This window comes from Arthrobacter alkaliphilus (genome assembly GCF_021483235.1).
In the GTDB taxonomy this organism is placed as follows: Bacteria; Actinomycetota; Actinomycetes; order Actinomycetales; family Micrococcaceae; genus Arthrobacter; species Arthrobacter alkaliphilus.
Genome location: NZ_JAKEEC010000028.1, coordinates 25,304 through 47,182, shown reverse-complemented (window position 1 = coordinate 47,182; position 21,879 = coordinate 25,304). Strand labels below are relative to the sequence as shown.

22 protein-coding genes are annotated in these 21,879 nt (G+C 65.2%); 15 read left to right on the top strand and 7 right to left on the bottom strand.

Going from position 1 to position 21,879, the window contains the following annotated elements:
* The first annotated feature begins 67 nt into the window (after window positions 1–67).
* Entirely contained in the window at window positions 68–673 is a 606-nt protein-coding gene (locus tag L0B83_RS16660; protein ID WP_234759672.1) for a malonic semialdehyde reductase, read from the top strand.
* Window positions 674–882: 209 nt separating this feature from the next.
* Entirely contained in the window at window positions 883–1,413 is a 531-nt protein-coding gene (locus L0B83_RS16655) for a 2'-5' RNA ligase family protein (protein ID WP_234759671.1), read from the top strand.
* On the opposite strand, the gene pgm is transcribed toward L0B83_RS16655, so the two are convergent.
* Window positions 1,390–3,048 carry a phosphoglucomutase (alpha-D-glucose-1,6-bisphosphate-dependent) gene (gene pgm / locus L0B83_RS16650; RefSeq protein ID WP_234759670.1) on the bottom strand — a complete coding sequence of 553 codons (1,659 nt, stop codon included), beginning with the start codon at window positions 3,046–3,048 and terminating at the stop codon, window positions 1,390–1,392. The two genes, L0B83_RS16655 and pgm, sit on opposite strands and share 24 nt — an antisense overlap.
* A 207-nt stretch (window positions 3,049–3,255) precedes the next feature.
* On the opposite strand from pgm, the gene L0B83_RS16645 reads away from it, so the two are divergent.
* Entirely contained in the window at window positions 3,256–3,846 is a 591-nt protein-coding gene (locus tag L0B83_RS16645) for a DUF4190 domain-containing protein (protein WP_234759669.1), read from the top strand.
* An 81-nt stretch (window positions 3,847–3,927) separates the two neighbouring features.
* Here the strand turns inward: L0B83_RS16645 and L0B83_RS16640 are convergent, their stop codons facing one another.
* Genes L0B83_RS16640 through L0B83_RS16630 form a run of 3 tightly spaced genes read right to left on the bottom strand, consistent with a single transcriptional unit; the run spans window position 3,928 to window position 7,649 of the window.
* On the bottom strand, window positions 3,928–5,397 hold the full coding sequence (locus L0B83_RS16640; RefSeq protein WP_268821034.1) for a peptide MFS transporter: 1,470 nt from the start codon (window positions 5,395–5,397) through the stop codon (window positions 3,928–3,930).
* A gap of 58 nt (window positions 5,398–5,455) precedes the next feature.
* Window positions 5,456–6,913 carry an amidase gene (locus tag L0B83_RS16635; RefSeq protein WP_234759668.1) on the bottom strand — a complete coding sequence of 486 codons (1,458 nt, stop codon included), beginning with the start codon at window positions 6,911–6,913 and terminating at the stop codon, window positions 5,456–5,458.
* Window positions 6,906–7,649: a Type 1 glutamine amidotransferase-like domain-containing protein gene (locus L0B83_RS16630; RefSeq protein WP_234759667.1), complete on the bottom strand. Its 744-nt coding sequence runs from the start codon at window positions 7,647–7,649 to the stop codon at window positions 6,906–6,908. Before L0B83_RS16630 ends, L0B83_RS16635 begins: the two co-directional genes overlap by 8 nt.
* An 83-nt stretch (window positions 7,650–7,732) precedes the next feature.
* Between L0B83_RS16630 and L0B83_RS16625 the strand changes: the two genes are divergently transcribed.
* The 3 genes from L0B83_RS16625 (at window position 7,733) to L0B83_RS16615 (ending at window position 9,447) form a co-directional block, all read left to right on the top strand.
* Entirely contained in the window at window positions 7,733–8,059 is a 327-nt protein-coding gene (locus L0B83_RS16625) for a rhodanese-like domain-containing protein (protein ID WP_234759666.1), read from the top strand.
* Between the two features lie 32 nt (window positions 8,060–8,091).
* Complete coding sequence (gene pheA, locus L0B83_RS16620; RefSeq protein WP_234759665.1) at window positions 8,092–9,039, top strand: prephenate dehydratase; 948 nt, start codon at window positions 8,092–8,094, stop codon at window positions 9,037–9,039.
* A 129-nt stretch (window positions 9,040–9,168) separates the two neighbouring features.
* The gene (locus L0B83_RS16615) at window positions 9,169–9,447 is read left to right on the top strand and encodes a hypothetical protein (RefSeq protein ID WP_234759664.1); all 279 of its coding nucleotides are present in this window, start codon (window positions 9,169–9,171) and stop codon (window positions 9,445–9,447) included.
* Between the two features lie 38 nt (window positions 9,448–9,485).
* Here L0B83_RS16615 and L0B83_RS16610 read toward each other — a convergent pair whose 3' ends face one another.
* Window positions 9,486–10,532 carry a diacylglycerol/lipid kinase family protein gene (locus L0B83_RS16610; RefSeq protein ID WP_234759663.1) on the bottom strand — a complete coding sequence of 349 codons (1,047 nt, stop codon included), beginning with the start codon at window positions 10,530–10,532 and terminating at the stop codon, window positions 9,486–9,488.
* A gap of 111 nt (window positions 10,533–10,643) precedes the next feature.
* Between L0B83_RS16610 and serS the strand changes: the two genes are divergently transcribed.
* Both serS and L0B83_RS16600 read left to right on the top strand, forming a co-directional pair.
* Window positions 10,644–11,924 carry a serine--tRNA ligase gene (serS, locus tag L0B83_RS16605; RefSeq protein WP_234759662.1) on the top strand — a complete coding sequence of 427 codons (1,281 nt, stop codon included), beginning with the start codon at window positions 10,644–10,646 and terminating at the stop codon, window positions 11,922–11,924.
* Between the two features lie 367 nt (window positions 11,925–12,291).
* Window positions 12,292–13,137, top strand: coding sequence for an HAD family hydrolase (locus L0B83_RS16600; protein ID WP_234759661.1), 846 nt, complete (start codon window positions 12,292–12,294; stop codon window positions 13,135–13,137).
* Window positions 13,138–13,151: 14 nt separating this feature from the next.
* Here the strand turns inward: L0B83_RS16600 and L0B83_RS16595 are convergent, their stop codons facing one another.
* Window positions 13,152–13,682 (bottom strand): SRPBCC family protein, encoded by a 531-nt coding sequence (locus L0B83_RS16595; protein ID WP_234759660.1) that lies wholly within the window; start codon window positions 13,680–13,682, stop codon window positions 13,152–13,154.
* A 190-nt stretch (window positions 13,683–13,872) separates the two neighbouring features.
* Between L0B83_RS16595 and L0B83_RS16590 the strand changes: the two genes are divergently transcribed.
* A complete protein-coding gene (locus tag L0B83_RS16590) occupies window positions 13,873–14,688 on the top strand; it encodes a sigma-70 family RNA polymerase sigma factor (RefSeq protein WP_234759659.1) in 816 nt (271 codons plus the stop codon).
* On the opposite strand, the gene L0B83_RS16585 is transcribed toward L0B83_RS16590, so the two are convergent.
* Window positions 14,627–15,595 (bottom strand): glycosyltransferase family 9 protein, encoded by a 969-nt coding sequence (locus L0B83_RS16585; RefSeq protein ID WP_234759658.1) that lies wholly within the window; start codon window positions 15,593–15,595, stop codon window positions 14,627–14,629. The two genes, L0B83_RS16590 and L0B83_RS16585, sit on opposite strands and share 62 nt — an antisense overlap.
* A gap of 108 nt (window positions 15,596–15,703) precedes the next feature.
* Here L0B83_RS16585 and L0B83_RS16580 point away from each other — a divergent pair, with 108 nt between their 5' ends.
* The 6 genes from L0B83_RS16580 to rfaE2 all read left to right on the top strand — a co-directional run bounded on the left by L0B83_RS16580 (window position 15,704) and on the right by rfaE2 (window position 21,863).
* Window positions 15,704–16,312 carry a D-glycero-alpha-D-manno-heptose-1,7-bisphosphate 7-phosphatase gene (locus L0B83_RS16580; RefSeq protein WP_234759657.1) on the top strand — a complete coding sequence of 203 codons (609 nt, stop codon included), beginning with the start codon at window positions 15,704–15,706 and terminating at the stop codon, window positions 16,310–16,312.
* Window positions 16,309–17,394 carry a glycosyltransferase family 9 protein gene (locus L0B83_RS16575; protein WP_234759656.1) on the top strand — a complete coding sequence of 362 codons (1,086 nt, stop codon included), beginning with the start codon at window positions 16,309–16,311 and terminating at the stop codon, window positions 17,392–17,394. The genes L0B83_RS16580 and L0B83_RS16575 overlap by 4 nt, the downstream gene beginning before the upstream one ends.
* The gene (locus L0B83_RS16570; RefSeq protein WP_234759655.1) at window positions 17,394–18,428 is read left to right on the top strand and encodes a glycosyltransferase; all 1,035 of its coding nucleotides are present in this window, start codon (window positions 17,394–17,396) and stop codon (window positions 18,426–18,428) included. Before L0B83_RS16575 ends, L0B83_RS16570 begins: the two co-directional genes overlap by 1 nt.
* Window positions 18,425–19,735 carry a glycosyltransferase gene (locus L0B83_RS16565; RefSeq protein WP_234759654.1) on the top strand — a complete coding sequence of 437 codons (1,311 nt, stop codon included), beginning with the start codon at window positions 18,425–18,427 and terminating at the stop codon, window positions 19,733–19,735. The genes L0B83_RS16570 and L0B83_RS16565 overlap by 4 nt, the downstream gene beginning before the upstream one ends.
* Before the next feature lie 83 nt (window positions 19,736–19,818).
* Window positions 19,819–20,433: a D-sedoheptulose-7-phosphate isomerase gene (locus tag L0B83_RS16560; protein WP_234759685.1), complete on the top strand. Its 615-nt coding sequence runs from the start codon at window positions 19,819–19,821 to the stop codon at window positions 20,431–20,433.
* Entirely contained in the window at window positions 20,430–21,863 is a 1,434-nt protein-coding gene (rfaE2, locus tag L0B83_RS16555; RefSeq protein WP_234759653.1) for a D-glycero-beta-D-manno-heptose 1-phosphate adenylyltransferase, read from the top strand. Before L0B83_RS16560 ends, rfaE2 begins: the two co-directional genes overlap by 4 nt.
* The last annotated feature ends 16 nt before the right edge of the window (window positions 21,864–21,879 follow it).

Genomic DNA, 21,879 nt, shown 5'->3' with positions numbered 1-21,879 from the left:
AGTTGCAACTATGGAAACCAAAAGCGCCCGGCCGTCGATGGCTGCTGGCACAGCGAAAGGTACGCGAATGACAATCGCCCATGAAGAAGCCGTGATTGACGCCGCAGCAGTCGACGCCATCTTTGCCGAAGCCCGAACCGCCAACTCGTTTGCCGGTGAGGTCACCGAGGAACAGGCCCGCGCCATCTACGAACTGACCAAGTTTGGCCCGACGGCGTTCAACTCCCAGCCTTTGCGCGTCACCTACGTTCGTTCGGACGAGGCCCGCGCCAAGCTCGTCGAGACCCTCTCCACGGGCAATAGGGCCAAGACGGCCTCTGCTCCGCTGGTCGCCGTGCTGTCCTACGACACCGCCTGGCACGAGCAGTGGGACAAGTTCCTCCCGGTCTATTCCGCCCCGAAGGCGATGTACGACGCCAACCCCGAGTTCACAGCGACCACGGGCAACAACAACGCCCACTTGCAGGCCGGCTACTTCATCCTCGCTGTCCGCTCGCTCGGCTTCGCAGCCGGCCCCATGACCGGTGCCGATTTCGCTGCGATCGATGCTGAATTCTTCCCGGCCGGGGACCAGAAGAGCTTCCTCGTGGTCAACATCGGCCAGCCGGGTCCGGACGCTTTCGGCGAAGCCAAGCCGAAGTTCGCCTACGAGGACGTCGTCCGCACCGTCTGACCCCTTCGCCCCAGGTGACGCTCGCTCACTTCCGGCGGCTTTTTCCCCAACGCTCGCTCACCCTGGTGAGCGAGCGTTGGGGTTTAAGGCCCGATATCTGACCGGGCGTCGGCATTTAAGGCCCGGGATCTGGCCGGGCGTTGGAGTTTAGGGCCCGTTATCTGACCGGGCGTCGCTGCAGATGGCAAGTGCGGTGGCAAAATTTCCTTATGCGGAACCTGATTCTGGTGGCGTTCGTCGAGGCCGTGGCTGAAGGGCTCGTCTTTCCGCGCAGCGACTGGCCGCTGCACATCACCCTGTTGAGGTTCGACGTCGAGACCTCAGATGGTGTGGACGTCGCCGCGCGCCTCAGCGGGCTTGTCACGGCCCCCGCGATGGGCGCCTTGGGGGCGGAACTCACCGTGGGACCCGACGCCGGATTCGGCCACCAAGGGTCCATCCCGGTCAGCCTGGTGGAACATCACCCCGTTTTGCAAGGCCTGCATCAAGAAGTGTTCGAAGCGGTGGAGAGCATTGGCGGGCGGGCAGCGACTCCGCGATACATCATGGAGAACTACCGCCCCCACATTTCGCATCACGACGGCAAGCGCCCCAAGCCGGGTGACGCTGTCGTGCTCGACCAGGTCGCCTTGGTGGACATGGCGCCGGAAGGCGACCACACGATCCGGCAGATCCTGAAAGTGTGGCGCCTCCCGGCGGAATCAGCCGGGCGAAGGCTAGGAAATCACGCTGTCCACTAGGGCCTTGGCCTCATCCTGGACCTGCTTCAAATGGTCGGCGCCCTTGAAGGACTCGGCGTAGATCTTGTAGACGTCCTCGGTTCCCGACGGGCGGGCCGCGAACCAGGCGTTCTCCGTGACCACCTTGAGGCCGCCGATCGACGCCCCGTTGCCCGGAGCCTCAGTCAGCTTGGCGGTGATTTCCTCGCCGGCCAGCGTGGTGGCTGACACGTCCGACGACGAAAGCTTGCCGAGCGCTGCTTTCTGCTCCCGCGTGGCGGCGGCGTCGATCCTGGCATATACCGGCGAGCCGAACTGGTCGGTGAGCCCCTTGTACAGCTGCGACGGCGAACGGCCGGTGACGGCCGTGATCTCCGAAGCCAAGAGGGCCAACAGGATGCCGTCCTTGTCGGTGGTCCAGACGCTTCCGTCGCGCTTGTTGAAGGAGGCCCCCGCGGATTCTTCGCCACCGAAGGCACCCTCGCCGGAGAGCAAGCCGGGGACGAACCACTTGAAGCCAACGGGAACTTCCACGAGCTTGCGGCCCAGTCCCGCGGCTACCCGGTCGATGATGGAGGAGGAGACGAGGGTCTTGCCCACCACTGACTCGGGGTTCCAACCGGTGCGGTTGCGGTAGAGGTAATCGATCGCGACGGCGAGATAGTGGTTCGGGTTCATCAGCCCGCCGTCGGGGGTGACAATGCCGTGCCGGTCGGCGTCGGCGTCATTTCCGGTGGCGACGTCGTAGGCGCTGCCCGCGGCACTGTCAGACATGCGCTTGATGAGTGAGGCCATGGCCGACGGCGAGGAGCAGTCCATGCGGATCTTCTCGTCCCAGTCGAGGGTCATGAAAGCCCACTGCGGGTCCACCGTGGGGTTGACCACGGTGAGGTCGAGCTGGTGGCGCTCGCCGATTTCACCCCAGTAGTCCACGGATGCGCCGCCCATGGGGTCCGCGCCGATGCGAACGCCGGCGGAGCGGATGGCATCAAGGTCCAGGACGGAAGGGAGATCGTCCACATAGCTGCTCAGGAAGTCGAACTTGCCCGTACCGTCCGCCTTCAGGGCGTCGTTCAACGGAATCCGTTTGACTCCCCGCAGCCCGTTTTCAAGAAGCTCGTTGGCGCGGTTGGCGATCCAGCCGGTGGCGTCGGTGTCCGCAGGACCGCCGTGCGGCGGATTGTATTTGAAACCGCCGTCGGCCGGAGGGTTGTGGCTCGGCGTCACCACGATGCCGTCCGCCTGGGGCTGCCCGGGGCCGGCTTCGTTGTTGTATTTCAGGATCGCGTGGCTCAGGGCCGGGGTTGGCGTATAGCCGTGGCGCGCGTCGACGAGTACGTTGACGCCGTTGGCGGCAAGGACCTCAAGGGCGGAATTCTGTGCTGGTTCGCTGAGCCCGTGGGTGTCCTTGGCCAGGAAGAGCGGGCCGGTGATGCCTTGCCCGGCGCGGTACTCCACGATCGCCTGGGTAATGGCGAGGATATGCGCTTCATTGAACGAGGCCTTGAGGCTCGACCCCCGATGCCCGGAGGTGCCGAAGGCAACGCGTTGTGCGGGATCGCTAAGATCCGGCGCCACGTCGTAGTACGCGTCAAGAAGAGCGGTGATGTCTACAAGGTCCTGGGGAAGGGCAACAGTGCCCGCACGGCTAGCCATTGACCCAGCATGCCAGACCGTTCGGTGCGCTTGAAGAGAAAACGGCTATTGCGGTGCCTGTGACTTCGAATTTCCGCTTGAACCACGAAGATTCACTGCCCGTTTACCGGAGTGCGGCATGGCGTTGCGGCGCCGGGACCCGCGGAGCTTATGTGCGCCATCGCCCGGCGGTAGGCTGGGCACAAAGACTCGCGAGGGGATATTTCGATGACTGACCAACCAGCTAAACCCGAGAACGCTCCCGAGGGTGGGAACGCGCACGGCGAGCGGCCGTTTGCCCCGCCGGCGGCTTCCGGCCCTTACGGGCAGCCGCAAGAGCAGCCCCACGGCCAGCAGTCGCAGGAACCATATGGCCAGTCCCAGGGTGGTCCGGCCCAATACGGCCAGACGGCCTATGGCCAGCAACCTGCTCAGGCGCCCTACGGCCAGCAGCCTGCCAGCCCCTACGGACAGCCCGCATCGCCATATGGGCAACCTCCTCAGGTACCACCCGCATACGGCCAGCCTGCCAGCCCCTATGGCCAGCCGGCTTACTACGGTGTGGCTCCCGAGCCCAAGGGCCTGAGCATCGCGAGCATGTGCTGCGGGATCGCCGCTTTCGTGGGCTTTGGCTTCTTCGTCCTGCCCCAGATTGCTGCCGTGATCCTGGGCCACATGGGGCTCAAGAAGGAGCCGGCCGGCAAGGGCATGGCCATTGCGGGCCTTGTGATGGGATACCTGGGCATTGCCCTGGCGGCTCTTTTCTGGGTTTTTATCGCGGTTGTCGCCTCCACGGCGCGACGCAACTATACCTACTAGAACGACGACGGCGGCCGGTGCGCTAGGCGGGAAACCCGCCGAACACACCGGCCGCCGTCGCGGTTTGGCCCGGTTGAATGACTAGCGGACGCCGCCCATCAATTTCTTGATGGCGGGTGAACCGGCTGCCAAGGCGACGGCGATCACTACGGCCGTGCCGCCGACGCCCAGGAAGTACGGCAGTTCGTTGTCCGGGTTGTACAGTCCGGCCAGGATGCCGGCCAGCGCGGTGCCGAGGGACACCGAGAGGAAGAACAAAGCCACCATCTGGGTGTGGAAGGCCTGCGGGGCCAGCTTGGTGCTCACGGACAGCCCGATGGGGGACAGGAACAACTCCGCCAGGGTGAAGAGGAACAGAATTCCCACGAGCGCAAGCAGCGGGGTCTTTGCACTGCCGGACAAGGGGATGAAGGCCAGGAATGCCAGGCCCATCACGAAGAGTCCGGCGGCGAACTTGATGGGGGATCCCGGCTGCTTCGGACCGAGTTTTGTCCAGAGGGCAGCCATGACGCCCGCGAAGACGATGATGAAGACGGGGTTGATCGACTGCACCCACGCCGCCGGCATTTCCCAGCCGAAGAGGTTGCGGTCCAGTTTTTCCTCCGAGTACACGGCGATGAACGTGAACTGCTGCTGGAAGAGTGCCCAGAACGCTGCGGACGCGATGTACAGCGGGATGAATGCAACTACACGGTTGCGCTCAAGCGGCGTGACTTTCTTGCTCCGGAAAATCAGCGTGAAATAGATGATCGAGGCGACAATCGCGGCGTAAGCCATGCTGCGGGCCAAGTTGCCGGGGTTCACCACGCCGGTCATCAGCAGCCCGGCGATCACGACGGCGATGCCGAAGAAGACGAGTCCGTAGCGGCTGCGCTGTGCGGAGGGGAGGGGGTTGGGGACGCGGTGGGCTTCTTCCGGGAGCTTGTTGCGGCCGAGTGCGTAGATGACCAGGCCGATCGCCATGCCGATAGCGGCTGCGCCGAAGCCCCAGTGGAAGCCGTTGTTTTCCTGCAGCCAGCCGGTAACAAGGGGTCCAATGAGGGCACCGAGGTTGATGCCCATGTAGAAGATGGAGAAGCCGGCGTCACGGCGTTCGTCCTTCTCCCCATACAGGGTGCCGACCAGCGCTGTTGCGTTTGCCTTGAGGCCGCCGGAGCCGATACCCACCAGCACGAGGCCCGCCACCAGGCCCGGGATCCCGGGCAGGAGAGCAAGCGCGATGTGCCCGGCCATAATCATGATGGCGGAACCGAACAGCACCCGCTCGGAGCCGAAAAGCCGGTCCGCCAACCAGGCGCCCAGGATCGTGGAGAGGTAGACACCTCCGCCGTACGCGCCGACCAGTCCGGCGGCGAGCGATTTGTCGATCGAGAGTCCGCCATGGTCGGCGGTGAAGTACATGTAGTAAAGGAGGATTCCCTGCATTCCGTAGAAGGAGAATCGTTCCCACATTTCTACGGAGAAGAGGCTGGCCAGCATCTTTGGGTGGCCGAAAAATGAAGAATCGCCCGCTTTTTTGGCGGGCGTCCGTGTCTCGAGAGTTGTGCTCATCTAATCCATGGTGACAGCGAGTGAGCGCATTGTCACATTTTATAGATGCCCCGGGCAACTACATTCCGGAGTGCAATACCGTTTTTTGCTGCTGCTCAAGCTGGCGTGCCAGCCGCAGGAGCAACAGCTCGGATCCCGGCTTTCCGATGAGCTGGATGCCCATGGGAAGACCCGTACCAGGCCGCGGGCCGGTCCAATGGACGGGCACGGTGATTGCCGGCAGTCCGCACACATTCACCATGGAGGACCAGGGCGCAAACTCGCATTGCTTCCGGTAGTCCTCGTCGGCATCGCCTGGCCAGTCGGGGGCCGGCCAATGCTCGCCTCCGGTCGCTGCTCCCGTGAACCAGCCCACGGGCCTTGGCGTCTGGGCCAGCGACGGCGTCAGGACCAAATCCCACTGTGCATACTGGACAATGCTGTCGTGGGTGAACTGCCGCAGGAAGGCAACGGCCTCGTTGACCTTCGCTGCGCTGCGCTGTTGCGCCCGACGCCGGAACGTCCGGGTCAGCGGGGTCAGCAGGGCTTCGCGCTGCGCCGGGATCCGCGCGCTCCCGACGCCGGCGGTCCAGGCGGTGGTGAAGGCTTCCGGATAGCGATTGTCATAGCGGATCCCGGCGTCGAAGACGGAGTGGCCCGCGTCGGTCAGCAAGTCAATGCCCCTGGCGAATGCGCCAAGGGCTTCCCGCTCCGGAGTGAAGGGGAAGGTGGCGGACCACGGGCTGTCCAGGCTCGCGCCGATGCGCAAGGGGGCGGGGGCTTCCTCCAGGCCCGCGAGGTAGCCCCCTTCAGGCCGTACGCCGCCGGGCACCAGGGCGTCCATCATGAGCGCCGCGTCGGCGGCGGAGCGCGCCAAGGGTCCGGCCACCACCAGCCGTGCCGCGTCACCGACGCTCTCGCCGGCCGGCACCAGCCCGCGGCCCGGCTTCAACCCCAGCAGTCCGCATGCCGCGGCGGGAATACGTATGGAACCACCGCCGTCGCTACCCGGCGCGAAAGGAACCAACCCCGCCGCCACCGCTGCAGCGCTGCCTCCCGAAGAACCGCCTGAGCTGCGGCTCAATGCGTGTGGATTGCGCGACGGCGGTGCGACGCGGTTTTCGCTGTAGGCCGTGAGCCCGAATTCGGGAACCTGGGTCTTTCCCAGTGAGATTGCACCCGCGCCTTTAAGGGTCGCGGCAAGCGCGCCGTCCTCCGGAGCGGGCTTACGGTCCAAGGCGGCGCTGCCGTGCGTCGTCACTACACCCGCAACATCGGTGAGGTCTTTGAATGCCAGCGGCACACCGTGCAGGAGCGGAAGACCGGGGCCTCCGCCGCGCCAACGAAGGTAGGCGGCGTCCGCGGCCCGGGCATCGACCATCGCCTGGTCCGCGGTCACCGTGACGAAGGCGCCCAGCCCATCGTTCAGCTGCCCGATCCTGGTCAGGAAATACTCCGCTGCCTCGGTTGCGGAGAGCCGGCCGGTGATCAAGGCTTGGCGCAAACCCACCGCGCCGAGTTCGTGGATGTCACCCAAGGAAGCGGGGCTCCAAGCGCTCCTCCACGGCAACGCTGCCGGCCAGCTCGCCGGATGCCGCGGTGACGCGGTAGGCAGCCTTGCCCCTAACCTCGGCTACCACGTCGGCAAGTTCGGTCCCTCTGTAAACCAGCCCGACGCCGTCGTCGGTGCAGTGCGTTTCGCCCAGCACGCCTTCCGCTACCAACCGGTGGATCAGCGGGCGGCGTCCCGGCTCGGAATCGTAGTGGACGCCGTTGGCGTAGGGGAGAAAGGCCAGTCCATTGGTTACGGAGCGCAATTCGGGGCCATACGAATCCGTGGTGCCGCCCTGGAACCAGCAAATCGAGCCGGCGGACACACCGGCAAGCACCACCCCCTGTTCCCAGATGCGCCGCAGGATGCTGTCCAGGTTGTGCGCGCGCCATACCGCCAGGAGATTGACCACGGAGCCGCCGTTGACCCACACCACGTCCTGTTCGGCAAGGTAGGCCTCCGGATCGCCGTGATTGGGCATCGTGAAAAGGTTCAGGTGGCTGAAATCGAAGCCTGCGACCCGGGCGGCTTGGTCCAATTCCGCGGCGAACCAACGCTGGTCTCCGGAAGCCGTGCCAAGATGCGCCACCCGCGGCGCACGTCCGCTGACCCCGGACAGTTCGACGGCGTGGTGAACCAGGAGGTCGAACTCCATCCTGGTGCGATGTCCGGACTTATAGCCGCCGGAGGTTGCCAGGATGGTCGGTTCGTCCGCTGCCATGGCGCCTCCCGTTGCTTTAAGCGTTCTCGGTCCCTGCAACGGTAGGCTGGATTGGAGAACCGAATCAACTGGGAGGGACCCACGTGAGCGATTTCGAGACCGTGCCTGTCGGCGATGTTCCGGCGGACGCGAAGATCCTGGATGTCCGTGAGGATTACGAATGGGTAGCGGGCCACGCCGGAGGTGCGCTGCATATTCCGCTTGACCAGATCCCGGCACGCCTTGAGGAACTTGACCCTGACGATGACCTGTATGTGATCTGCCGTACCGGCGGCCGGTCCTACCGGGCGGTTCAGTGGCTCGTGGGTCAGGGTTATACCGCCACAAATATCGCCGGAGGCATGGACATGTGGTTCGAGACCGGCCGTCCCATGGTTTCCGAGAACGGCCTCAAGCCGGTCGTCCTGTAGCCCCAAAAACATAACAAATAAGGAATATATACATGTCGGGATCCGTGCTCACATACACCTTCCTCGGTCCTGAAGGCACCTTCACGGAGGCGGCCCTCCTGCAGGTTCCCGGCGCGGCCGACGCCAAGAAGGTCCCTTGCACCAATGTGAACACGGCCCTTGAGAAAGTCCGCCAAGGGGAGGCGGATGCGGCCATGGTGCCGATCGAGAACTCGGTGGAGGGCGGCGTGACCGCCACCTTGGATGCCATTGCCACCGGAACCGAGCTGCGGATCATCCGCGAAGCCCTCGTTCCCATCACGTTCGTCCTGGTTGCCCGGCCCGGCGTGAAGATTTCGGACATCCGGCGGGTGTCCACCCATGGCCATGCCTGGGCGCAGTGCAGGCTGTGGGTCGACCAAAATATCCCAAATGCGGAATATGTGCCGGGATCCTCCACGGCTGCCGCCGCCGTCGGGCTTCTCGAAGGCGAGGTGCACTATGACGCGGCCATCTGCGCCCCCCTCGTCGCGGCCGAACGGCCGGGACTGGAGATCCTTGCGGAGAACATCGGGGACAACCCCGGTGCGGTTACCCGCTTCGTCCTGGTCAGCCGGCCCGGCGCCTTGACTGAACGCACCGGCGCGGACAAGACAACCGTCGTCGTGCCCCTCCCCGAAGACCGCCCGGGCGCCCTGATGGAAATCCTGGACCAGTTTGCCACCCGCGGGGTCAACCTGAGCCGCATCGAGTCCCGGCCCACCGGCCAGTACCTGGGTCACTATTTCTTCAGTATCGACGCCGACGGCCACGCGTCGGACGCGCGGGTTGCCGACGCCTTGGCGGGCCTGCACCGGATCAGCCCCGCAACGCGCTTCCTAGGGTCCTACGCCCGCGCGGACCAACAGAAAGCCTTGGTTTCTCCACATACCTCCGACGCCGCGTTCGCCTCCGCGCACGCCTGGGTGCGGGGCATTCTGGGCGGCGAACCGAGCGTCTGACCGGCCCGGACCGGCTTCGCAAAGCATTGGATTATTGACTCTTCAACCCCTATCGCGTGGATAAAACTGTGCGTATGCTTGCTTGATCCACAAATGATGGACGCATGCCCCTAACGGAGGGAGCGGGCCATGTCAGGAAACAGCGATGACACCAGCGGCCAGGGAATGATCGTCAATCCCAAGCCCAAGGCGGACAACCAGGACTGGGACGGCGACGACGCCGACCGGGCCGATCGGCTGCGCTTTGAGGAAGAACAGGCCATGATTCGCGAGCAGTCGGAAGCCCGCGCGGCCGCCAGGGCCCTGGCGGAAAGCAAACTAGCGGAAAGCAAACTGGCGGAAAAGAAACTGGCGGAAAGTAAGCTGGCCGAAAACGAGCCGGCAGAACCGGCGAAGAACGCTAAATAGCCGCAGGCGTGCGCGCACGGTTAGTGCATGGGGAACGGTTATTGGACGCGCACGAGGAGGGAACGCGGTTCCACCTCGACGGTGACTTTTGTGGCCTCGCCCGCGGGATCACCGTCGAGTTGCGTGGCCATCGGTTCGCTGCTGCTGATGACCACTTTGCCCGAACGGTAGAAATTCATGACCGGCAGGTTCCGGTTGTGCTTGAACAAGACCTTTGCGTACATCGCGAGCCATCCGATGGCACTGCGGGGGCTCATGACCACGACGTCCAGCACGCCGTCGTCGATCATCGCACCGGGGATGAAATCGATGCCGCCCGGAATCAGGCCGCAATTGGCGAACAGGACGCTTCGGATTTTCCGGGATTGCTCCGGCTCGTCATCCAGGGAAATGGTGACCCTCTTGCGCCGGCCGGGCAGGTGGCGGACACCCGCTTCGGTGTAGGCCAGCCAGCCGACTGCTTTCTTGAGGCCGTCGTTGGTATCGCCCACGACCTCGGCATCCAGGCCCATGCCGGCAATGACCAGGAACGCATGCTCGGACGAGGTGCCTGTCCGCTCGTTATGGATCGACATTCGGGCGGTGTCGATGTAGCGCTGGTGGCCGAAGAGCGCCGTGCGTACGTTGCCCCGCAGGTCGTTTACATCCAGATTTACGTTGCGTGCCAGCAGGTTTCCGGTTCCTAAGGGAATCAAGCCCATCGCGACGTTGGTGTGCGCGAGGGCCTCAGCCACGACGCGCACGGTACCGTCGCCGCCGCCGACCAGTACGACGTCGGGCCCACCCGCTAGTGCCGCCCTGGTTTGCGAATGGCCGGGATCGTCCGCGGTGGTCTCGAAGAAACGGGGTTCGTCCCAGCCCGCAAGATGGCAGGCTTCCCGGATGACCTTCCGGGCCTCCTCGGCTTTCGCCTTCACCGGGTTGAGGATAACGGCCACCTTTTGCAGGCCGGCTTCCGGCTTGTGGGCATCCTCATGGACGGCGCTGCGGGTATGCCTGGCCCTGAGCCTGCGCACGCCCCACCAACTGGAGACGGCAAAGACCACGCCCCCAGCCAGAATCACGTACAGGATCCAGTTGCTCATGGTGCTTCAACCCTATCCCGCTGCAGGCGCGGCCGTGCACGGCGGAAGCGGGTGCCGCCCGCCGTCGGGCACCGGCCGCGGAGCTGCGTGCTCATTCGATACTCTTGTCTGGTGATCGACGTAAAAGACCTCAGCGAAAACCCGGACAAGTTCCGTGCAAGCCAGCGCGCCCGCGGCGCGGACGAGTCCGTGGTGGACGCGATCATTTCCGCCGATGCAGACCGCCGCGCCGCCCTGATCCGCTACGAAAACCTCCGCGCGGAGCAGAACGTCTTCGGCAAGAAGGTGGCACAGGCCAAGGGCGAGGAAAAGCAGGCGCTGCTGGCCGAGGTCAAGGAACTGGCCAATTCGGTCAAGGCGGCCTCTGCCGAAGCCGACGCAGCGCAGGCCAAGCAGGAAGAGCTGCTCCGCATCATTCCCAACTTGATTGTGGACGGCGTGCCGGAGGGCGGCGAGGACGACTTCGTCGTGGTCAAGACGGTCGGCACCCCGCGCGAATTCACGGACTTCGAACCGAGGGACCACCTGGAAATCGGCGAACTCATTGGCGCGATCGACATGGAACGCGGCGCCAAGGTATCCGGCGCGCGCTTCTACTTCCTCCGCGGCGTCGGTGCCCGGCTTGAAATGGCCCTGCTGCAGATGGCCATGGACCAGGCCATTGAGGCCGGCTTCATCCCGATGATCACGCCCACTTTGGTGCGTCCCGAGACCATGCAGGGCACCGGCTTCGATGTAAAGCACGACGCCGAGATCTACCGTCTCGCCGAAGACGACCTTTACCTCGTGGGAACCTCCGAAGTACCCTTGGCGGGCTACCACGCGGACGAGATCCTGGACCTTTCCGCAGGTCCCATCCGCTACGCGGGGCAGAGCTCCTGCTACCGTCGGGAGGCCGGTTCGCACGGCAAGGACACCCGCGGCATCATCCGCGTCCACCAGTTCAACAAAGTGGAGATGTTCATCTACACCACCGCTGAGGAGGCCGCCGCGGAGCACGAGCGGCTCCTGGCGTGGGAAGAGGAAATGCTGGCCAAGGTGGAGCTCCCGTACCGCGTGATCGACACGGCGGCGGGCGATCTCGGCATGTCCGCGGCCCGGAAGTTCGACTGTGAAGCGTGGGTCCCCACCCAGAACGCTTACCGCGAGCTCACGTCGACGTCCAACTGCACCACGTTCCAGGCCCGCCGCCTGAACATCCGTGAGCGAGCGGTCAACGAGGACGGCGTGGCCAAGGGCACGCGCGCCGTCGCCACCCTGAACGGCACGCTGGCCACCACCCGCTGGATCGTGGCTATCCTGGAGCACCACCAGAACGCGGATGGCTCGGTCAACGTCCCGAAGGCACTCCAGAAGTACCTCGGAGGCCTCGAGGTCCTGCCCGTTCTGTAGCCCGAGCTGCAGGCAAAGCCTCCTCCCCGGCTAACGGCGAATTCACCATCGCGTCCCATGGTGAATGCGCCGCTAGCCGGGGATTTTCTTTGTCCGATCGAGGGGGAGGCCTCCAAGGTACTCGTCTCGCAGATACTTCGCATCGCCGTCGAACTCTCCAGCTCGCTGGAATATCCCTGACTTGGCCCATGTGGATAATTTGAGGAAATTCATCGCCTTGTGGCGGATTCATCCCCGCGCGCGGGGATGAATTGTCCGCAAAAGGTGGAGCGGGACTGTGGACAAGGTGGGAGTATTCACCGCCTGTTAATCCCTTGCTGTGGCCTGCGTCCTAGCTGGCGTCCGTGGTGTCTGCTTCACTGTAGGCATGACTATTTTGACTGATACCTCAGTCGCTGGCATCGATGACCAGCGGAATTCGAATCACAAACTCATGGTCGCGTTGGACGTCGACGGAACCCTCGTGGATCACGATGGCCACATGTCTCCTGGTGTGCGCGAGGCCGCAAAAGCGGTTGTCGCTCACGGCCATGACGTCTTGATCGCCACCGGCCGTTCATTGAACGCCACCCTGCCCATCATTGAACAGATCGGCCTGGAACGCGGCTATGCCGTGTGCTGCAACGGCGGTGTCACCTTGCGGCTCGACCCTGAACTCGACGCGGGCTACGAGGTCATCCACAAGGCCACTTTCGATCCCGCCCCCGCGCTCAGGGCCCTTCGCGAGCAGCTCCCGTCGGCAAAGTACGCACTCGAGGACGAGGACGGGAATTTCCTCTCCACCGAGCGATTCCAGGACGCCAGCTTCGGCGTTGAGGCCATCGGCGTAGATTTCCAGACCATGCTTGAGGCCACTGCGGTGCGCGTTGTGGTGTTCAGCAGCGAGAACACCGCCGAGGAATTCTCCAGCGCGATCCGCTCGGTCGGATTGTCCGGGGTCACCTACTCGGTGGGCTGGACGGCCTGGCTGGATATCGCCGCCGCCGGGGTCACCAAGGCCAGCGCCTTGGAGCAACTGCGCCAGCGGCTCGGCACGCACCCGCACCACACGGTTGCAGTCGGCGACGGACGAAACGACATCGAGATGCTCAGTTGGGCCGGGCGCGGCGTAGCCATGGGCCAGGCTCCCGGGGAAGTGCTCGCCGTCGCGGACGAGGTCACCGCGTCGGTGTACGACGACGGCGCGGCCTTGGTGCTGCGAAGCCTCCTCTAGACACGCATTTAGTCTCAGATGGTGGGCGTTCCGCCTTCCATGGTTCGCCCCTGCGCCACGTCGTTCCCGAGCGGGCCGCCACCTTCGACGTCGGCGCCGCCCACGGTCCCGCGCCAGGCGCCGGTCTCGCGTTGACGGTCTTCGATGAAGTCCTTGAATTTGTCCAGGTCCGCAGCCACTTGCATTTCGTCCGCCGACAGTGCGGCGCCTGCCTTTTCCGTGAGGGTCGCCGGCTCCCATTCGAGGGTGACCCGCACGCCTGAGCGGGCCGGACCGAGGGAGTCGAACTGGACGGATCCTGCGTTGCGGGGTTGCTCCAGGCTTTCCCAGCTGATCACGGTGTCCGGGACCTGTTCGGTGATCCGGGCATCATATTCACGTTTGACGCCTGCGATCTTTGTGGAGAAGTGCAGGGTGGCGTCGTCGATTTGGCGGACTTCTTCCACGCCGCTCATGAAGCGTGGGAAAGACTCGAATTGTGTCCACTGGTTGTAGGCGACAGACACGGGAACCTCAACTTCAACGGCCTTTGTGACTGTATGCATCTGTGAATCTCCTCATGTTCGTTTCGTCATCAGTTGGAATGGTCTGATCCCGGCGATTCCCGGATGGAGCTACTCTTCGAGCCTAGCCCCGTTGAAAGAAAATAGTAAGCATGCTTTCCTTTTAAAGTAAGTCGCTTACTTTAGGGTCGAGCAGCCGGCCCGTCCGCGAAAGGCCAAGGATCGAGGTCCGATGCCATCCACCGGGACACAGCACTTTAACAGCGTTCACGCCGGGCAAACCCCTGAAGGGAGCATCCGGCGCAGCTTCCAAGACGGTTTGGTCCTTGACCACTTGTACTTGGCGAATTCCATTGCGTGCCGCTATTCCTCGCGATCCAACGACCTCGACGACGTTCGGCAAGTCGCCTACATGGGCTTGATCAAAGCAGCCCGCGGCTTCGATGAGTCGAAGGGGGCCAGCTTCCCGGCCTACGCCGCACCCACGATAGCCGGCGAGGTCAAAAGATATCTCCGGGACCACTGCTGGGTAGTGCGCCCCCCAAGGACAGTCCAGGACCTCCGCCGCGAGGTGTTGGCACGCATGGAGGAAATGTCCCAGAAACTGCGGCGGACCCCGTCCCCCGACGAGGTTGCAGTGGAGCTCGGGCTCAGCGCCGGGCAGGTTCGGGAGGCATTGACCGCCGGAACCAGCAAGCGACCCGACTCCTTAGATGCGCCGGCACCCGAAAGCGCCGAATCCTTGCATTCCTGCCTCGCCGCACCAGGCTCGCCGACAGAACGGCTGGAAGATGTCCTAGCTTTGCGTAATGCCATCCGCGGTCTCAGCGCGGAGGACCGTCACCTGCTTTACCGGCGCTATTACCGCGAGGAGATACAGTCGAGCATTGCCGAGGCACTCGGGATGTCCCAAATGCAGGTTTCTCGAAGGCTCGCGCGGATCCTGGTCTCCCTCCAAAAAACCCTCCTGGATGAAAACCGCGACCTTAACGGTCCTCGCTCCAACGACCCAATCCCTGAATTGCCTGAAGGACGTCGCCGACGCTGACGGCCAGGAGCGCGGGATCAGGATCAGCCGCGAATACGTCACCGCGCCGGCGTTCGACGGCGGTGAGCACCACGTGCGGTCCCGGCGGCGGACCCCATTCCTCGGCAGGCGCCGGGCCGAACAACACCACGGACGGTCGATCGTAGGCGGAAGCCAAGTGTGCAGCACCGGTGTCGGCCGACACGACGAGCCGGGCTTCGCCAACAGTAGCCGCGAATTCGGCGAGGCTCTGCTGCCCTGCCAGCACCGCGCCGTCGTCGAGCTTTGCTCCCTTGAGGTTAGCCAATCTGGCGGTCTCCACGGCGCGTTCACGCTCGGAAGTGCTGCCAGTAAGGACCACCTGGTGTCCTGCTTTGGCGAGTTCCGCCGCAACCTCGGCGAATCGCTCCACGGGCCATAACCTGCTGCCGTACGCAGCCCCGACGTGCACCACGGTAGCGCCGGGAAAACGCGACGCCAATGCAGGCTTCTTGAGGCGGTAATCCAGCGGATCAGCGTCGATGCCGTGCCAGGCGAGCAACCGGGTCCAACGCTCCCGCTCGTGAAGCCCGTTGGTCCACTCCGGCCCCTGGACGCCGTCGGCGCGGTGCGCGATGATCTGCCGGGCACGCAGTTCATTGATCCGTTGCCGGCTCTCGGGTCCGTTTCCATGCAGGTTCACCGCAACGTCCACTGTCCCGGGTTGGATCGCCAAAGGATCATCGAGTCCGGGCGTCGCAAGGTTATCGATGCCGCCCACAAGTTCGATCGCGTCGCCAAGCCACGCGGGGGCCGCATAAAGGATCCGATGGCCCGGGAAGGCTCGCCGGAGGCCGCGAAGTGCAGGCACCGCTACGAGCAAATCGCCGAGTTTGAGCGCCCGGAGGGCTAGCAGCAAAGGTTGTTCATTAGTCCCAGCAGTATCCATTCACGCCTCCCGCTTGGAGTCTAGCGGCACTGCCCGGACGTCGACGGCGGAAGGAAACTTCTCCGCACCGTGCTGTTTAGCGAAGGAGAAGTGGGGAACTTTGCGGGTATGGGAGGAACTGGAACGTTGAAAGCGGTCCTGTTTGACCGCGATGGAACGCTGGTGGTCGATGTGCCGTATAACGGCGATCCACGACTCGTGCGGGCCATGGATCATGCCCGGGCGGCAGTGGATCGGGTTCGCTCGGCGGGACTGGCCACCGGCGTGGCGAGCAACCAGTCGGGCGTTGCGCGCGGCTTGCTTTCGCTCAGCCAGGTTGATGCAGTCAACCGCCGGATCGATCAGCTGTTCGGACCTTTCGACGTCTGGGAAGTGTGTCCGCACCGGCAGGAAGACAACTGCGGATGCCGGAAGCCTGCCCCCGGAATGATCATCAATGCCTGCCGCCGTCTTGGAGTGGCACCGGACGAGGTGGCCTACGTGGGCGATATTGGAGTGGATGTCGAGGCAGCGAGGGCCGCCGGCGTCCGGCACGTCCTGGTGCCGACGCCTGCCACCCGGGTTGAGGAAGTGGAATGCGCCGGGGTCGTGGCCCGCGACTTGTGGCACGCTGTGGATATCCTGCTTGGACCGCCGACGCCGCCGACGCCGCCGCACGGCCAAGTCCCCGTCGGCCAAGTCCCCGTCGGCCAAGTCCCCCGGGGAGGGCGCCCATGAGCCGCGTCCTGGTTGCCCGGCTGGACAGCATGGGAGACGTCCTCCTCGCGGGCCCCGCTTTGAGGGCCGTGGCTCATGGGAAGAAACCCGACGGGAGCCGTCCCAACGATGTCCTGCTCTTGTGCGGCCCGGAGGGTGCAAGCGCCGGCCAGATGTTGCCGAGCGTCACGGAGACACACACATGGCCCTGCCCCTGGATCGCGAACCCCGCACCGGCCGCGGATGCCGAATTGACGAACAGGCTGGTGGATTTTGTCCGCGCTTCCAGGATCGACGAAGCCGTTATCCTCACGTCCTTCCATCAGTCCCCACTGCCCCTCGCCTTGTTGCTGCGCCTGGCCGGCGTTGAACGAATCACGGGCGCGTCCACCGATTACGCCGGGTCGCTCTTGGATGTCCGCCTCAAGCCCGGCGAGGACTTCGTTGAAGACCAGCCCGAGGCGATCCGCGCGTTGGGGATAGCCCGGGCCGCCGGATTCGAGCTCCCGTCGGGGGACGATGGCAAGTTGCGCATCGCTCCTGCCAAGGAGCCCGACCGGCTTGTGGAGGAACTCACCCGGGAAGGTAGCTACATCGTGGTGCATCCGGGCGCGACCGTCCCGGCCAGGGCTTGGCCCGCCCTCCATCACGCCGCGCTCGTCGAACTGCTGGAAGCCTACGGACACCGGGTTGTGGTGACCGGAGGCCCGGCTGAAGCCTCGCTCACGGCGACGGTGGCCGGACCTTCGGCCGTCAACTTGGGCGGGCGCACCTCCCTCCGGACCCTCGCCGAGGTACTCAAGGGGGCCGCCGTCGTCGTCACCGGGAACACGGGACCCGCACATCTGGCTGCCGCTGTGGGAACTCCCGTTGTGTGCCTGTTTTCACCGGTCGTCCCGGCCGTCAGGTGGGCGCCCTACGGAGTACCGCTGGAACTCCTCGGGGACCAGGATGCACCCTGCGCGAACTCGCGGGCCCGCGAATGTCCTGTTCCGGGGCACCCTTGCCTGGCCTCCGTCGCGCCCGAACAGGTGGTCGAAGCCGTTGAGCGGCTGTTGGGCGGAGTGTCGTCCCTGACAACCCGGAGAAAGGTGGGGAAATAATGCGGATCCTGGTGTGGCATGTCCACGGCGGATGGATGGAAGCCTTCATCCGGGGCCGGCATGAGTACCTCCTCCCGGTGACTCCCGACCGCGGCGCGTGGGGCTTGGGCCGCGGCGGCCGCGACTGGCCTGACGCGGCGAAGGAAATCGAACTGGACAGCATCGATCCGGGGAGCGTCGATGTTGTTGTCTTGCAGCGGCCCGAGGAAATCGACGCCGTTGCTTCGGCGTTGGGGCGACGGCCGGGAATCGACCTGCCCGCCGTCTACGTCGAGCACAACACTCCGAAGGGGGACGTGCCGACGAGTGTCCATCCTTTGGCCGGACAGCGCAACATCCCCGTGGTTCATGTCACCCACTTCAATCAGCTCATCTGGGACAGCGGCCCGGCCCCCACGGTTGTCATTGAGCACGGAATTCCGGATCCGGGCTATCTGTACACCGGAGAACTCGAGGAAATGGGCGTGGTGGTCAACGAGCCGGTCCGCCGCGGCCGGGTCACGGGAACGGACCTCCTCCCCGGTTTCGCCCAGGTTGCCCCGCTGCGGGTGTTCGGGATGGGCACCGAGGGCCTGCCGGAGGCGTTGCACCTGGCGGACTCCGATCCCGGAGCCGGGCCGATCAGGGTCGCGGGCGACGTGCCGGCGACGCACCTCCACCAGGAACTGGCCAAGTGCCGCCTCTACTTGCACCCGATGCGCTGGACGTCCCTCGGATTGTCCTTATTGGAGGCGATGCATGCGGGAATGCCGGTGGTGGCACTCGCAACAACCGAAGCTACCCGGGCGATTCCGCCGGAAGCCGGTCTGGTTTCCAACGACCTGGCGGAGCTCAGCCGCTTCGCCCGCCATCTTTTGCAACGGCCGGAGGTCGCTTCCAATATGGGGAAGGCTGCCCGGGAGGCCGCTTTGGAGCGCTACAGCCTGGCGAAATTCCTTGACGCGTGGGACGAACTCCTGGCGGACCTCAGCCCAGCCCGTCCGCCGTCCGGTATGGCCTTCGCCGGTCATGGCACAGAGAGGATACATCGATGAAAATCTCCATGGTTTCCGAACATGCGAGTCCCTTGGCCGCGCTGGGCGGTGTTGACGCCGGGGGTCAGAACGTCCATGTGGCGGCCCTCTCTTCGAACTTGGCGCGAAGGGGGCACCAGGTCACGGTCTACACGCGCCGCGACGATCCGGACCTCCCCGCCAAGGTTCCGGTGGAGCACGGACTCACGGTGGTCCACATCGACGCCGGCCCGGCAAAGCACATTCCCAAGGATGATCTATTGCCGTTCATGAGCCAATTGGCTGACGGAATCTGCCAGGACTGGGGGGAAAACGTGCCCGACGTCGTGCACGCCCATTTCTGGATGTCCGGGCTCGCGGCCCTCCAGGCGGCCGGTCGAGCCCAAGGAAGCGGGAAGGTCCCAGTGGTGCAGACCTTCCACGCCCTCGGCGCCGTAAAGCGCCGGCACCAAGGCGCCGCGGACACCAGCCCGGCAGCCCGGGCGTGGTTGGAGCCGTGGGTGGGCCGGACCGCCGATTGGATCGTGGCGACCTGCCCCGACGAGGTTTTCGAGTTGAAGGCGCTCGGCATCAATCCGGCCAAGGTGTCCATTGCCCCGTGCGGCGTGGACCTTGAGTTGTTCAACGGAAAGTCCGACGACGGTGCTTCCGCCCGCGTCGCTTACGACGGCAAGGCGTGTTCGGGCACGGGTTCCCGCCCGCGCAAGCACCGGATCCTCATCGTCGGCCGTTTGGTCCCGCGGAAAGGCGTTGACCTGGTCATCCAATCATTGCCGTTGCTCGCCGAGGCGGGGTTCGAAGACGTCGAGCTCCTCATCGTCGGCGGTTCCGGGGACGCCTTGGCGCTCGACGAAGATCCCGAAGTCCAGCGCTTGCGTGCAATAGCGCGGGATCTTGGCGTTGCCGATCAAGTGACGATGCTGGGCCAGGTACCGCGGGGAGCGATGCCGGGCATTTTCCGGAGCGCCGACGTCGTCGCTTGCACGCCTTGGTACGAGCCTTTCGGCATCGTCCCGCTAGAAGCGATGGCTTGCGGGGTTCCTGTGGTTGCGGCGGCGGTCGGCGGCCTGCGGGAGACCGTCGTCGACCACCGGACGGGGCTGCACGTTCCTCCGCGCGACCCGGAAGCGATTGCGGCAGCGGTCCAGGAGTTGCTGGCTGACCCGGTCCTCCGGGCCGAGATGGGGCGTGCCGGCATGCGGCGTGCCCGGTCCCGGTACTCGTGGGATCGCGTGGCCGCGGACACTGAGAAAGCGTACCGGTCGGTCCTCGCAGCCTCCCGGCGTGCAGGCGACAGCTATGAGCCCTTGGAAGGAGTAGTCCTGTGACAGCGAAATCCACCGTTCCGGTCACTGCCCTGCGTTCCGTCCCGGACACGGTTCCCGACGGATGGTCCGCGGAACGGGAACACATGTCCCGGAACGAGAAAATTGTGGCCGATCATTTGGACAATGTCCTTCCAGCTTTGGATTCGCTGCGTTCCCAGGCCGGCCGGCTTTCAGCCTGGGGAACCGAACTGGCCGTCCGCCTCATGGCCGGCCGGCGCTTGCTTGCCGCAGGCAACGGCGGCTCGGCCGCCGAGGCGCAGCACCTCACCGCCGAACTCGTGGGCAGGTTCGACTCCGAGCGCGTCCCGTTTTCGGCGATCGCCCTCCATGCCGACTCTTCAAGCGTGACGGCCGTGGCCAACGACTACGGCTACGAGGAACTATTCGCCCGCCAGGTCCGCGCCCACGGCCGCGTGGGCGACGTCTTGCTGTTGCTTTCCACGAGTGGCCGCAGCCCCAACCTGCTGCGTGCCGCCATGGCGGCCAAGGAGCGCGGCATCAGCACGTGGGCCCTCACCGGCAAGGGACCGAACCTCTTGTCTTCGACGTGCGACGACGCCATCACCATCGAAGCGCTCGCAGCCAACGCGCAAGAGGGGCACCTCATCGCCATCCATGCGATGTGCCGCGCATTCGACGCCGAAGTTGCCCGCCGGACCGGTTCGCCAACGGCCGGGCCGCACGGGGTCCAGCCGTGAAGGTGACGGTGGTGGGGGACGTCCTCCTCGACGTCGACATCAATGGCACCGCATCGAGGCTCAGCCCCGATGCGCCGGTGCCGGTGGTCGACGTCGCGGATATCCGGCGTCGGGCTGGCGGTGCCGGCCTTGCCGCAACGCTCCTGGCGCGCGACGGCCACCACGTCACCTTGGTCACCGGGCTATCGGACGACGACGGCGCGAGCCACCTCGGTGCCGCCTTGGCCGGCGTCTCCGTGCTTGCCGGAGCCCCGCTCGCCGCGACACCCACGAAGACCCGGGTCCGGATCGGGACGCACCAAATGGTCCGTTTCGACGAAGGCTGCGCTCCCGTGCCCACGCCGGGCTGCACCCGGGAGATGGTGGCTGCGATCGAGTCGGCGGAGGTGATCCTGGTTGCCGACTACGGCCGGGGCATCACGTCCAACGCCGATGTTCGGGCAGCCCTTTCGGCTGCAGCTTCCCGGGTGCCCGTGGTGTGGGATCCGCACCCGTCCGGAAGCAAGCCGGTGGGTGGAGTCGCCGTGGCAACGCCCAACCTGGCGGAGGCGCTCGCCTTCGCTAAACCGTCCGGCACCCATCCCATGCGGAAGGCCGCCGAGGAGGCCGGGAAGCTCCTCCTCGAACAATGGAATTGCCAAGCCGTCATGGTCACCGTCGGCGAGGACGGAGCCGTGCTGGTCGACCGCTCCGGCGTGGAACACGTTCCCGCCCCGCCGGCCCGCGTCGAGGATCCCTGCGGCGCCGGAGACAGGCTGGCGGGAAGCCTCGCCATCTACTTGGCGCTGGGCCTTGAGCTGCCTCGTGCCGCTGCCCGCGCGGTGGCAGACGCGTCCGAGTTCCTCGGAAACGGGGGAGCCGCGTCACTCGCGGGTGCGAGCAACCAGGCAACCAGCCCGGCAGCAAGGACACGGGCGTCGACGGTCATGCGCCGGCCCATGCCGGACTCCGGAATCAGCACCGGGCCAGGAAGCGGGTCCGACGGGGTCCAACTCGCGCACAATGTGCGTGCCGCCGGAGGTACCGTCGTCGCCACCGGAGGCTGCTTCGACCTTCTGCATGCCGGCCACGCCCGCACCTTGGCCGCTGCCCGAAGCATGGGGGATTGCTTGGTCGTGTGCCTGAACTCGGACGATTCGGTGCGTCGCCTCAAGGGTGATCCACGGCCGATCGTGAGCCAGGAAGACCGCGCTGAGCTCCTTTTGGCCCTCCATTGCGTGGACGCCGTGGTGATTTTCGATGAGGACACCCCGGAGGCTTCCATCGAGTCCATTCGCCCGGACATATGGGTCAAGGGAGGCGACTACCAACCCGGGGACCTTCCCGAAGCCCGGCTCGTGGAGAGCTGGGGTGGCAAATGCGTCACCGTTCCTTTCCATCCCGCCAGATCCACGAGTGGCCTGGCCGAGGCGCTCGCCAAGGTCGGCTGACAACCCCTGATCCCGG

Coding starts and splice junctions, on each gene's coding strand:
- L0B83_RS16660 (WP_234759672.1), top strand. CDS start 68: ATGACAATCGCCCATGAAGAAGCCGTGATTGACGCCGCAGCAGTCGAC.
- L0B83_RS16655 (WP_234759671.1), top strand. CDS start 883: ATGCGGAACCTGATTCTGGTGGCGTTCGTCGAGGCCGTGGCTGAAGGG.
- pgm (WP_234759670.1), bottom strand. CDS start 3,048: ATGGCTAGCCGTGCGGGCACTGTTGCCCTTCCCCAGGACCTTGTAGAC.
- L0B83_RS16645 (WP_234759669.1), top strand. CDS start 3,256: ATGACTGACCAACCAGCTAAACCCGAGAACGCTCCCGAGGGTGGGAAC.
- L0B83_RS16640 (WP_268821034.1), bottom strand. CDS start 5,397: ATGAGCACAACTCTCGAGACACGGACGCCCGCCAAAAAAGCGGGCGAT.
- L0B83_RS16630 (WP_234759667.1), bottom strand. CDS start 7,649: ATGGCAGCGGACGAACCGACCATCCTGGCAACCTCCGGCGGCTATAAG.
- pheA (WP_234759665.1), top strand. CDS start 8,092: ATGTCGGGATCCGTGCTCACATACACCTTCCTCGGTCCTGAAGGCACC.
- L0B83_RS16615 (WP_234759664.1), top strand. CDS start 9,169: ATGTCAGGAAACAGCGATGACACCAGCGGCCAGGGAATGATCGTCAAT.
- L0B83_RS16610 (WP_234759663.1), bottom strand. CDS start 10,532: ATGAGCAACTGGATCCTGTACGTGATTCTGGCTGGGGGCGTGGTCTTT.
- L0B83_RS16600 (WP_234759661.1), top strand. CDS start 12,292: ATGACTATTTTGACTGATACCTCAGTCGCTGGCATCGATGACCAGCGG.
- L0B83_RS16595 (WP_234759660.1), bottom strand. CDS start 13,682: ATGCATACAGTCACAAAGGCCGTTGAAGTTGAGGTTCCCGTGTCTGTC.
- L0B83_RS16590 (WP_234759659.1), top strand. CDS start 13,873: ATGCCATCCACCGGGACACAGCACTTTAACAGCGTTCACGCCGGGCAA.
- L0B83_RS16585 (WP_234759658.1), bottom strand. CDS start 15,595: ATGGATACTGCTGGGACTAATGAACAACCTTTGCTGCTAGCCCTCCGG.
- L0B83_RS16580 (WP_234759657.1), top strand. CDS start 15,704: ATGGGAGGAACTGGAACGTTGAAAGCGGTCCTGTTTGACCGCGATGGA.
- L0B83_RS16575 (WP_234759656.1), top strand. CDS start 16,309: ATGAGCCGCGTCCTGGTTGCCCGGCTGGACAGCATGGGAGACGTCCTC.
- L0B83_RS16570 (WP_234759655.1), top strand. CDS start 17,394: ATGCGGATCCTGGTGTGGCATGTCCACGGCGGATGGATGGAAGCCTTC.
- L0B83_RS16565 (WP_234759654.1), top strand. CDS start 18,425: ATGAAAATCTCCATGGTTTCCGAACATGCGAGTCCCTTGGCCGCGCTG.
- L0B83_RS16560 (WP_234759685.1), top strand. CDS start 19,819: ATGTCCCGGAACGAGAAAATTGTGGCCGATCATTTGGACAATGTCCTT.